This window comes from Bacillus sp. F56, assembly GCF_001748205.1.
GTDB lineage: Bacteria > Bacillota > Bacilli > Bacillales > Bacillaceae > Bacillus > Bacillus stercoris.
Genome location: NZ_BDFC01000004.1, coordinates 1 through 12,290, shown reverse-complemented (window position 1 = coordinate 12,290; position 12,290 = coordinate 1). Strand labels below are relative to the sequence as shown.

Annotated in this window: 11 protein-coding genes; 7 read left to right on the top strand and 4 right to left on the bottom strand. The window is 41.2% G+C overall.

The annotated features are described in order from the left end of the window. Positions 1-221: 221 nt before the first annotated feature. The 4 genes from jag to rpmH form a co-directional block, all read right to left on the bottom strand. A complete protein-coding gene (gene jag / locus BFW96_RS00135; RefSeq protein ID WP_069838277.1) occupies positions 222-848 on the bottom strand; it encodes an RNA-binding cell elongation regulator Jag/EloR in 627 nt (208 codons plus the stop codon). Beyond that, on the bottom strand, positions 845-1,630 hold the full coding sequence (gene spoIIIJ, locus BFW96_RS00130; protein WP_050982297.1) for a YidC family membrane integrase SpoIIIJ: 786 nt from the start codon (positions 1,628-1,630) through the stop codon (positions 845-847). Before spoIIIJ ends, jag begins: the two co-directional genes overlap by 4 nt. 144 nt (positions 1,631-1,774) lie before the next feature. Further along, positions 1,775-2,125 (bottom strand): ribonuclease P protein component, encoded by a 351-nt coding sequence (gene rnpA / locus BFW96_RS00125; RefSeq protein ID WP_003242628.1) that lies wholly within the window; start codon positions 2,123-2,125, stop codon positions 1,775-1,777. Positions 2,126-2,275: 150 nt separating this feature from the next. After that, the gene (gene rpmH / locus BFW96_RS00120) at positions 2,276-2,410 is read right to left on the bottom strand and encodes a 50S ribosomal protein L34 (protein ID WP_003178075.1); all 135 of its coding nucleotides are present in this window, start codon (positions 2,408-2,410) and stop codon (positions 2,276-2,278) included. Positions 2,411-3,036: 626 nt separating this feature from the next. Between rpmH and dnaA the strand changes: the two genes are divergently transcribed. The 7 genes from dnaA (at position 3,037) to gyrA (ending at position 12,086) form a co-directional block, all read left to right on the top strand. Next, entirely contained in the window at positions 3,037-4,377 is a 1,341-nt protein-coding gene (gene dnaA / locus BFW96_RS00115) for a chromosomal replication initiator protein DnaA (protein ID WP_003242674.1), read from the top strand. Positions 4,378-4,565: 188 nt separating this feature from the next. Beyond that, on the top strand, positions 4,566-5,702 hold the full coding sequence (gene dnaN / locus BFW96_RS00110) for a DNA polymerase III subunit beta (RefSeq protein WP_014662455.1): 1,137 nt from the start codon (positions 4,566-4,568) through the stop codon (positions 5,700-5,702). 130 nt (positions 5,703-5,832) lie between these two features. Next, a complete protein-coding gene (gene rlbA / locus BFW96_RS00105) occupies positions 5,833-6,048 on the top strand; it encodes a ribosome maturation protein RlbA (protein WP_003219264.1) in 216 nt (71 codons plus the stop codon). Positions 6,049-6,063: 15 nt separating this feature from the next. Then, entirely contained in the window at positions 6,064-7,176 is a 1,113-nt protein-coding gene (gene recF / locus BFW96_RS00100) for a DNA replication/repair protein RecF (protein ID WP_040081112.1), read from the top strand. 17 nt (positions 7,177-7,193) lie between these two features. Next, complete coding sequence (gene remB, locus BFW96_RS00095) at positions 7,194-7,439, top strand: extracellular matrix regulator RemB (protein ID WP_003219266.1); 246 nt, start codon at positions 7,194-7,196, stop codon at positions 7,437-7,439. A gap of 54 nt (positions 7,440-7,493) precedes the next feature. Continuing rightward, entirely contained in the window at positions 7,494-9,410 is a 1,917-nt protein-coding gene (gene gyrB, locus BFW96_RS00090; protein WP_014662457.1) for a DNA topoisomerase (ATP-hydrolyzing) subunit B, read from the top strand. A 210-nt stretch (positions 9,411-9,620) separates the two neighbouring features. After that, a complete protein-coding gene (gyrA, locus tag BFW96_RS00085; protein ID WP_014662458.1) occupies positions 9,621-12,086 on the top strand; it encodes a DNA topoisomerase (ATP-hydrolyzing) subunit A in 2,466 nt (821 codons plus the stop codon). Positions 12,087-12,290: the final 204 nt, after the last annotated feature.

Here is a 12,290-nt window from a genome sequence, read left to right as displayed (position 1 = left end):
GGAAGATGTGTTATCCACAGAAATAGAAATTCATCCCTTATTACTTTAACTTATCCACATGTGAATAACAATTAATTTTATTTCCTGAACTTCCTTTTTATCAACAGGATACACCTAAAAAGAAAAAACTTAAACGGCAAAACCTTGATATTACTAGGAAAAGTAGATTTTTCGCATACAAAAAAACCGAAATCCGATTTTTACCGGACTTCGGTTTTATGCTATTTTTTATGGGAAATAACGAGATGGCGATTTTCGCCTTCACCCATTGAATATGTTTTGATCTGGTGGTTTGCATATCCAGAAAGAGTATCGTGAATAACTTTTCTTTCACTGGATGGCATAGGCTCAAGCTGGATTGCTTTTTTCGTTTTCAAGACCTGGTCAGCAAGCCTGATGGCCAGCTGGCTCAGCGTTTCCTTTCTTTTCAAACGATAGTTTTCTGCATCCACCGTCACATTTTTATATTGGCCTGGATAACGGTTAAGAACTAGCTGTGTCAATGTTTCAAGAGCATTTAAGGTTTGTCCTCTTTTCCCAATCAACAATGCCGTTTTTTCACCTGTTATATGGAATCTCACTGTCTTTTTGCTTTCTTGAACAGTCACATCAGACTTTCCGGCAATGGCTTCGGCGATCGTTTGAAGATAAGACTTCGCTTGCTGAATCGGATCAATCTTTTCAACTAGCTTGACGACCGCCGGCTTTTTACCGAAAATACCGAGAAACCCTTTGTGTCCCTCTTCAATAACAGTAATTTCTACTTTATTCCTCGTTAATCCCAGCTCTTGCAATCCGGACTGTACTGCTTCATCGACATTTCGCCCTGCAGCAGTCACATTCCTCACTTTTTCTTTCCTCCGGCTTTTTGCGGCTCAGGATTTTTTTTAATATCAGGCCCTTTAATGAGGAAAGTTTGCGCAATCATAAACAAGTTACCGACTACCCAATAAAGAGAAAGAGCCGCCGGGAAGTTGATCGCAAATACGATAATCATAATTGGCATAATCCAAAGCATCATCGCCATTTGCGGATTTTGCTGCGCATTGCCCGCCATCATCAGTTTTTGCTGAACAAATGTGGCGACACCGGCAACGATAGGAAGAATATAGAAAGGATCCTTTTCTCCTAAGTCAAACCATAAGAAGCTATGCTCTGAAATCGCCTGTGTTCTCATGATCGCATGATAGAATCCAATTAAAATCGGCATCTGGATCAAAATCGGGAAACATCCCGCCAATGGATTAACACCATGCTTTTGGAATAAAGCCATTGTTTCCTGCTGAAGCTTTTGCTGTGTTTTTTGATCCTTTGAGCTGTATTTTTCTTTCAGCTTTTGCATTTCCGGCTGTAAAGCCTGCATCGCTTTCGAACTTCTCAGCTGCTTAATCATCAGCGGTAAAATTAATAAACGAATTAAAATGGTAACTAGAATAATTGAAAGTCCGTAGTTATCTCCCGTCAATTTCGCTACATACGTAATGAGCTCAGACAATGGATATACTACGTACTTGTCCCAGAAATGCGGACTATCTGCAGTGATCGGCTCTTTCACACTCGAGCATCCAGCCAAAAGCATGAATACGCCAACCATACTTAATAGCAACCCTATTCTCCTTTTCAACAACATTTCCTCCTATAATTAATCTTTACACTCTTTTATTGCAAAGCATACTTGTATGTATTTTAGCATCTTTCAGTTTTAAATGGTGTCTTTTTCTGATCAACCAGAAAGGAAGCGCTTTTAAAAGTTGTAAGAAAGCAGTGGTGATGCCTACTTTGACGAAGATTTCTTATATAATGAAGACTTTCTGAATAGATGCTGCAGACTTTTTTTCGTTTCCTCATATGTCAGCTGGCTCGCCGGTTTTCTGGCAATAATGATATAGTCCTTTTCCTTCAGTCTCTCTTTCTCTTCAAGAAAGGCCTGCCGAATCAAACGTTTGATCCGATTTCGCATCACAGCATTGCCAATTTTTTTGCTGACGGAAAGCCCGACACGCAGCTCATCATTTTCAGGCTGATCAAGCGTATATAAGACAAACTGGCGGTTTGCAACTGATGTCCCATGTTTAAACACTTTTTGAAAATCTTCATTTTTCTTTAAACGATTTCGCTTCTTCAAATGACTCACTCCGATACTGGCTGGCAGAAACTTTTAAAATTTATTATGAAAATGAGATGCATTGAACCAGGAAGCAAGCCCCGGTTCATTACGCATCACATCTATCTTTTCCCATAACGTGAAAAAAGACCACTGACATTATTCAGTGGCCTAAGCTGATAATACTTTTCTGCCTTTGCGGCGACGGCGTGCTAAAACTAGACGACCGTTTTTTGAACTCATACGGCTTCTGAAGCCATGAACTTTGCTGCGTTTACGGTTATTCGGTTGGAATGTTCTTTTCATTTATGACACCTCCCTCGAGGAATAGCTGTTAAAGACAGTCTTACTTATTATATTTGCGTTACCTATTCATTGTCAACTTTACTAGTGCTTTTATTTCTTGCAACCATAATAGGATACCATACCTTTTCAACTTTCGAAACCTTATTTTTTAGATTCCTTAATTTAACGAAAAAAAGACAAATCCAAACAATTTGCCCCTAAAATCACGCGTGTGGATATCTTTTTCGACTTTTTTTAATATCCACAAAGGTTATCGACAACATTTTCACATTACCAACCCCTGTGGACAATATTTTTTCAACAGGTTGTCCGCTTTGTGGATAAGATTATGACAACCATTGCAAGCTCTCGTTTATTTTGGTATTATATTTGTGTTTTAACTCTTGATTACTAATCTTACCTTTCCTCTTTATCCACAAAGTGTGGATAAGTTGTGGATTGATTTCACACAGCTTGTGTAGAAGGTTGTCCACAAGTTGTGAAATTTGTCGAAAAGCTATTTATCTACTATATTATATGTTTTCAACATTTAATGTGTACGAATGGTAAGCGCCATTTGCTCTTTTTTTGTGTTCTATAACAGAGAAAGATGCCATTTTCTATGAAAAGGAGGGACGTGCCGGAAGATGGAAAATATATTAGACCTGTGGAACCAAGCCCTTGCTCAAATCGAAAAAAAGTTGAGCAAACCGAGTTTTGAGACTTGGATGAAGTCAACCAAAGCCCACTCACTGCAAGGAGATACCTTAACGATCACGGCTCCCAATGAATTTGCCAGAGACTGGCTGGAGTCCAGATACTTGCATCTGATTGCAGATACTATATATGAATTAACCGGGGAAGAATTGAGCATTAAGTTTGTCATTCCTCAAAATCAAGATGTTGAGGACTTTATGCCGAAACCGCAAGTCAAAAAGGCGGTCAAAGAAGATACATCTGATTTTCCTCAAAATATGCTCAATCCAAAATATACTTTTGATACTTTTGTCATCGGATCTGGAAACCGATTTGCACACGCAGCTTCCCTTGCAGTAGCGGAAGCACCCGCGAAAGCTTACAACCCTTTATTTATCTATGGGGGCGTCGGCTTAGGGAAAACACACTTAATGCATGCGATCGGCCATTATGTAATAGATCATAATCCTTCTGCCAAAGTGGTTTATCTGTCTTCTGAGAAATTTACAAACGAATTCATCAACTCTATCCGAGATAATAAAGCCGTCGACTTCCGCAATCGCTATCGAAATGTTGATGTGCTTTTGATAGATGATATTCAATTTTTAGCGGGGAAAGAACAAACCCAGGAAGAATTTTTCCATACATTTAACACATTGCACGAAGAAAGCAAACAAATCGTCATTTCAAGTGACCGGCCGCCAAAGGAAATTCCGACACTTGAGGACAGATTGCGCTCACGTTTTGAATGGGGCCTGATTACAGATATCACGCCGCCTGATCTGGAAACGAGAATTGCGATTTTAAGAAAAAAGGCCAAAGCAGAGGGCCTCGATATTCCAAACGAGGTTATGCTTTACATCGCGAATCAAATCGACAGCAATATTCGGGAGCTGGAAGGCGCATTAATCAGAGTTGTTGCTTACTCATCTTTAATTAATAAAGATATTAATGCTGATCTGGCCGCTGAGGCGCTGAAAGATATTATTCCTTCATCAAAACCGAAAGTCATTACGATAAAAGAAATTCAGAGGGTAGTAGGCCAGCAATTTAATATTAAACTCGAGGATTTCAAAGCAAAAAAACGGACAAAGTCAGTAGCTTTTCCGCGTCAAATCGCCATGTACTTATCAAGGGAAATGACTGATTCCTCTCTTCCTAAAATCGGCGAAGAGTTTGGAGGACGGGATCATACAACCGTTATTCATGCGCATGAAAAAATTTCAAAACTGCTGGCAGATGACGAACAGCTTCAGCAGCATGTAAAAGAAATTAAAGAACAGCTTAAATAGCAGGACCGGGGATTAATCGGGGAAAGTGTGAATAACTTTTCGGAAGTCATACACAGTCTGTCCACATGTGGATAGGCTGTGTTTCCTGTCTTTTTCACAACTTATCCACAAATCCACAGGCCCTACTATTACTTCTACTATTTTTTAAAAATATATATATTAATACATTATCCGTTAGGAGGATAAAAATGAAATTCACGATTCAAAAAGATCGTCTTGTTGAAAGTGTCCAAGATGTATTAAAAGCAGTTTCATCCAGAACTACGATTCCCATTCTGACTGGTATTAAAATTGTTGCATCAGATGATGGTGTATCCTTTACAGGAAGTGATTCAGATATATCTATTGAATCCTTCATTCCAAAAGAAGAAGGAGATAAAGAAATCGTCACTATCGAACAGCCCGGAAGCATCGTTTTGCAAGCTCGCTTCTTTAGCGAAATTGTAAAAAAACTGCCGATGGCAACTGTAGAAATCGAAGTGCAAAATCAGTATTTAACGATTATTCGTTCTGGTAAAGCCGAATTTAATCTAAACGGACTGGATGCCGATGAGTATCCTCACTTGCCGCAGATTGAAGAACATCATGCGATTCAGATTCCAACTGATTTGTTAAAAAATTTAATCAGACAAACAGTATTCGCAGTGTCCACCTCAGAAACACGTCCTATCTTGACAGGTGTAAACTGGAAAGTGGAACAAAGTGAATTATTATGCACTGCAACGGATAGTCACCGTCTTGCTTTAAGAAAAGCGAAACTTGATATTCCAGAAGACAGATCTTATAACGTCGTGATTCCAGGAAAAAGTTTAACTGAACTCAGCAAGATTTTGGATGACAATCAGGAACTCGTAGATATCGTGATCACAGAAACTCAAGTTCTGTTTAAAGCGAAAAACGTTTTATTTTTCTCACGGCTTCTGGACGGAAATTATCCAGACACAACCAGTCTGATTCCGCAAGACAGCAAAACAGAAATCATTGTGAACACAAAAGAATTCCTTCAGGCCATTGATCGTGCATCTCTTTTAGCCAGAGAGGGACGCAACAACGTGGTGAAGCTGTCCGCAAAACCAGCTGAATCCATTGAAATTTCTTCTAACTCCCCTGAAATCGGTAAAGTTGTGGAAGCAATTGTTGCGGATCAAATTGAGGGTGAGGAATTAAATATCTCTTTTAGTCCAAAATATATGATGGATGCACTAAAGGTGCTTGAAGGAGCAGAAATACGCGTAAGCTTTACAGGTGCAATGAGACCTTTCTTAATTCGCACGCCGAATGATGAAACGATTGTACAGCTTATCCTTCCTGTCAGAACCTATTAATCCGTTACACTGCTGCCGACCCGTCGGCAGCTTTTCTATTCGGCAACTGCTCCGACAAGTTTTCCCTTTCCCTAATTCGTTTTTTTTTAGTACAATTAGATATTAGTGATATTTGAAAGAGGTCGATATAATGGCAAATCCGATTTCAATTGATACAGAGATGATTACACTCGGACAATTCTTAAAATTAGCCGATGTGATTCAGTCTGGCGGGATGGCGAAGTGGTTTTTAAGCGAGCATGAAGTGCTTGTGAACAACGAGCCGGACAACCGCCGAGGCAGAAAGCTGTATGTTGGAGATGTGGTAGAGATTGAAGGATTTGGTTCATTTCAAGTCGTCAATTAAAGCGGGTGACACTGATTGTATATCCAGAACTTAGAACTGACATCTTACCGCAACTACGACCATGCTGAACTTCAATTTGAAAATAAAGTAAATGTGATCATCGGTGAAAACGCCCAGGGGAAGACAAACCTTATGGAGGCGATCTATGTCTTGTCCATGGCGAAATCGCACAGGACATCAAATGACAAAGAACTTATACGGTGGGACAAAGACTATGCTAAAATAGAGGGAAGAGTGATGAAGCAAAACGGGGCGATCCCGATGCAGCTCGTCATCTCCAAAAAAGGTAAAAAGGGCAAGGTCAATCATATTGAACAGCAAAAGCTCAGCCAGTATGTCGGGGCCCTCAACACCATTATGTTTGCGCCGGAAGATTTAAATCTTGTAAAGGGAAGCCCTCAAGTGAGAAGGCGGTTTCTTGACATGGAAATCGGACAGGTTTCTCCCGTCTACCTTCATGACCTTTCTCTTTACCAGAAAATCCTTTCCCAGCGGAATCATTTTTTAAAACAGCTGCAAACAAGAAAACAAACAGACCGGACGATGCTCGATGTTTTGACCGATCAGCTTGTGGAAGTTGCAGCAAAAGTCGTCGTAAAACGCCTGCAGTTTACAGCACAGCTCGAAAAATGGGCGCAGCCCGTCCATGCAGGCATCTCAAGAGGGCTTGAAGAACTGACCTTGAAGTACCATACAGCTCTTGATGTATCAGATCCCGTAGACTTGTCGAAAATAGGAGATAGCTATCAAGAAGCGTTTTCTAAATTAAGAGAAAAAGAAATCGAGCGCGGTGTTACTTTGTCAGGGCCTCATCGTGACGATGTCCTTTTCTATGTGAACGGACGCGATGTGCAGACGTATGGTTCTCAAGGACAGCAGCGAACGACGGCGTTGTCCCTTAAGCTGGCGGAGATTGACCTGATCCATGAAGAAATCGGAGAATATCCCATTTTACTATTGGATGATGTACTGAGTGAACTGGATGATTATCGCCAGTCACACTTGCTTCATACGATCCAAGGCCGTGTACAAACGTTTGTCACAACGACAAGCGTTGATGGCATTGATCACGAAACCTTACGTCAAGCAGGAATGTTCCGTGTGCAAAATGGTGCGTTAGTGAAGTGAAGAAATGAGGTGAGCAATTGTATATTCATTTAGGTGATGACTTTGTGGTTTCAACACGAGATATTGTCGGCATTTTTGACTTTAAAGCCAACATGTCGCCTATTGTTGAAGAATTTCTGAAAAAACAGAAACACAAGGTGGTGCCTTCCGTAAACGGCACGCCCAAATCTATCGTAGTCACGGTTCAGAATATATATTACTCTCCCTTATCTTCCAGCACATTAAAAAAACGTGCGCAATTTATGTTTGAAATAGATTCTTAGAAATTTTTTATCACGAATATATCGTTTAGAAAAGTGTAGGTGAATGACGTGGCTATGGAACAGCAGCAAAACAGTTATGATGAAAATCAGATACAGGTACTAGAAGGATTGGAAGCTGTTCGTAAAAGACCGGGGATGTATATCGGCTCGACAAACAGCAAAGGCCTTCACCACCTGGTATGGGAAATTGTCGACAATAGTATTGACGAAGCCCTCGCCGGTTATTGTAAAGATATCAATATTCAAATCGAAAAAGACAACAGTATCACGGTTGTAGATAATGGCCGCGGTATTCCAGTCGGTATTCATGAAAAAATGGGCCGTCCTGCGGTAGAAGTCATTATGACGGTGCTTCATGCCGGAGGAAAGTTTGACGGAAGCGGCTATAAAGTATCCGGAGGATTACACGGTGTAGGTGCGTCGGTCGTGAACGCACTATCAACAGAGCTTGATGTGACGGTTCACCGTGACGGTAAAATTCATCGCCAAACCTATAAACGCGGAGTTCCGGTTTCAGACCTTGAAATCATTGGCGAAACGGATCATACAGGAACGACGACACATTTTGTCCCGGATCCTGAAATTTTCACAGAAACAACTGAGTATGATTATGATCTGCTTGCCAACCGCGTGCGTGAATTAGCCTTTTTGACAAAGGGCGTAAACATCACGATCGAAGATAAACGTGAAGGGCAAGAGCGTAAAAACGAGTACCATTACGAAGGCGGAATTAAAAGTTATGTAGAGTATTTAAACCGTTCTAAAGAAGTTGTCCATGAAGAGCCGATTTACATTGAAGGCGAAAAGGACGGCATTACGGTTGAAGTGGCTTTACAATACAATGACAGCTACACAAGCAACATTTACTCGTTTACAAACAACATTAACACGTACGAAGGCGGTACCCATGAAGCTGGCTTCAAAACGGGCCTGACTCGTGTTATCAACGACTATGCCAGAAAAAAAGGGCTTATTAAAGAAAATGACCCTAACCTAAGCGGAGATGATGTAAGAGAAGGGCTGACCGCGATTATTTCAATCAAACACCCTGATCCGCAGTTTGAGGGCCAAACGAAAACAAAGCTAGGCAACTCAGAAGCTCGGACCATCACTGATACGTTATTTTCTGCGGCAATGGAAACATTTATGCTGGAAAATCCAGATGCGGCCAAAAAAATTGTCGATAAAGGTTTAATGGCGGCAAGAGCTAGAATGGCTGCGAAAAAAGCGCGTGAACTTACACGCCGCAAGAGCGCTTTGGAAATTTCAAACCTTCCCGGTAAGCTAGCGGACTGCTCTTCAAAAGATCCGAGCATTTCCGAGTTATATATCGTAGAGGGTGACTCTGCCGGTGGATCTGCTAAACAAGGACGGGACAGACATTTCCAAGCTATTTTGCCGCTTAGAGGTAAAATCTTGAACGTTGAAAAAGCAAGACTGGACAAGATCCTTTCTAACAACGAAGTTCGCTCTATGATTACAGCACTTGGCACAGGTATCGGGGAAGATTTCAACCTAGAGAAAGCCCGTTACCATAAAGTTGTCATTATGACAGATGCCGATGTTGACGGTGCGCACATCAGAACACTGCTGTTAACGTTCTTTTACAGATATATGCGCCAAATTATCGAAAATGGCTATGTGTACATTGCACAGCCGCCGCTCTACAAGGTTCAACAGGGGAAACGTGTTGAATATGCGTACAATGACAAGGAGCTTGAAGACTTGTTAAAAACGCTTCCTCAAACACCTAAGCCTGGATTGCAGCGTTACAAAGGTCTTGGTGAAATGAATGCCACCCAGTTATGGGAGACAACCATGGATCCTAGCTCTAGAACGCTGCTTCAGGTAACTCTTGAAGATGCAATGGATGCGGATGAGACATTCGAAATGCTGATGGGCGACAAAGTAGAACCGCGCCGAAACTTCATAGAAGCAAATGCGAGATACGTTAAAAATCTTGACATCTAATCATAAAAAGCCTTATTTCCAATAAGAAATAAGGCTTTTTTCTAAACAAGATCAGATGCAGCAATGCTTGCAATACCTATATATTCTAGCAATTTAATGTGTATAATCATAAGTTTATTGATATAATGGAGAATAGTGAAATCGTATTGAAGGTCATAATGGACAATCTACTCCCACATATTTCATGTGATACTTCAGGGAGGTTTTTTAATGAGTGAACAAAACACACCACAAGTTCGTGAAATAAATATCAGTCAGGAAATGCGTACGTCCTTCTTGGATTATGCAATGAGCGTTATCGTGTCCCGTGCTCTTCCGGATGTTCGTGACGGCTTAAAGCCGGTTCATAGACGGATTTTATATGCAATGAATGATTTGGGCATGACCAGTGACAAGCCTTATAAAAAATCCGCGCGTATCGTTGGAGAGGTTATCGGGAAATACCATCCGCACGGTGATTCAGCGGTATATGAATCCATGGTCAGAATGGCTCAGGATTTCAACTACCGTTATATGCTCGTTGACGGTCACGGAAACTTCGGTTCTGTTGACGGAGACTCAGCGGCTGCCATGCGTTATACAGAAGCAAGAATGTCTAAAATCTCGATGGAAATTCTTCGAGACATCACAAAAGACACAATCGATTATCAGGATAACTATGACGGTTCAGAAAGAGAACCTGTCGTTATGCCTTCGAGGTTCCCAAATCTGCTCGTGAACGGTGCTGCCGGCATTGCGGTAGGTATGGCAACAAACATTCCTCCGCACCAGCTGGGAGAAATCATTGACGGTGTACTTGCGGTCAGTGAGAATCCGGACATTACAATTCCAGAGCTTATGGAAGTCATTCCAGGTCCTGATTTCCCGACTGCGGGTCAAATTTTGGGACGAAGCGGTATACGGAAAGCATACGAATCTGGCCGAGGCTCTATTACAATTCGGGCAAAAGCTGAGATCGAACAAACATCTTCAGGTAAAGAAAGAATTATTGTTACAGAGTTGCCTTACCAAGTAAATAAGGCGAAACTAATCGAGAAAATTGCTGATCTCGTTAGGGATAAAAAGATAGAGGGCATTACAGATCTGCGTGATGAGTCAGATCGTACAGGTATGAGAATTGTCATTGAAATTAGACGTGATGCTAATGCAAATGTCATTCTAAACAATCTGTACAAACAAACTGCTCTACAGACATCTTTTGGTATCAACTTGCTTGCACTTGTTGATGGTCAGCCGAAAGTTTTAACTCTTAAGCAATGCCTGGAGCATTACCTTGACCACCAAAAAGTCGTAATTAGACGCCGTACTGCCTATGAATTGCGTAAAGCGGAAGCGAGAGCTCACATCCTTGAAGGCTTGAGAGTTGCTCTGGATCATCTCGATGCAGTTATTTCCCTTATCCGTAATTCTCAAACGGCTGAAATTGCGAGAACAGGTTTAATTGAACAATTCTCACTGACAGAGAAGCAAGCACAAGCGATCCTTGATATGAGGCTCCAGCGTTTAACAGGACTGGAACGTGAAAAGATCGAAGAAGAATACCAATCTCTTGTTAAATTAATTGCAGAGCTAAAAGACATCTTGGCAAATGAATATAAAGTGCTTGAGATTATTCGTGAAGAACTCACGGAAATCAAAGAGCGTTTTAACGATGAAAGACGTACTGAGATCGTCACTTCTGGACTAGAGACAATTGAAGATGAAGATCTCATTGAGAGAGAAAATATCGTCGTCACTCTGACACACAACGGGTACATCAAACGTCTTCCTGCATCAACTTATCGCAGTCAAAAACGAGGCGGTAAAGGTGTACAAGGAATGGGAACAAACGAAGATGATTTCGTTGAGCATTTGATCTCTACGTCAACTCATGACACGATTCTCTTCTTCTCAAACAAGGGAAAAGTGTATCGTGCAAAAGGGTATGAAATCCCTGAATACGGCAGAACAGCAAAAGGAATCCCGATTATTAACCTGCTGGAAGTAGAAAAGGGTGAGTGGATCAACGCGATTATTCCAGTCACGGAATTCAATGCGGAGCTTTACCTTTTCTTCACAACAAAGCACGGGGTTTCAAAACGAACTTCGCTGTCTCAATTCGCTAATATCCGCAACAATGGCCTAATCGCTTTGAGTCTTCGTGAGGATGATGAACTGATGGGTGTACGTCTGACTGATGGTACAAAACAAATCATCATCGGAACGAAAAACGGTTTACTGATCCGTTTCCCTGAAACAGATGTCCGGGAGATGGGAAGAACTGCGGCAGGCGTAAAAGGCATCACCCTGACAGATGACGACGTTGTTGTCGGCATGGAGATATTAGAGGAAGAGTCACACGTCCTTATCGTAACTGAAAAAGGATACGGAAAACGGACTCCGGCTGAAGAGTACAGAACCCAAAGCCGGGGCGGAAAAGGGCTCAAAACAGCAAAAATCACCGAGAACAACGGCCAACTAGTAGCAGTGAAAGCTACTAAAGGTGAAGAGGATCTAATGATTATTACAGCGAGCGGCGTACTCATTAGAATGGACATCAGTGATATCTCAATCACCGGACGTGTCACTCAAGGTGTGCGTCTCATCAGAATGGCAGAAGAAGAACATGTTGCTACAGTAGCTTTAGTAGAGAAAAACGAAGAAGATGAGAATGAAGAAGAACAAGAAGAAGTGTGAGAAAAAGTGCAGCTAAAATAGCTGCGCTTTTTTGTTTTATTCCTCTTTACAGTCTTAAAAATTATGGTATAATCATTTTTGTTGTCTTTTAAAAGACGCAAACGTAACAATCATGACTAGTAAAAACTTTTTCAAAAAAGTGTTGACCTAGTTAACTAAAAATGTTACTATTAAGTAGTCGCTTCGAGGGAAGCACACAAAGTT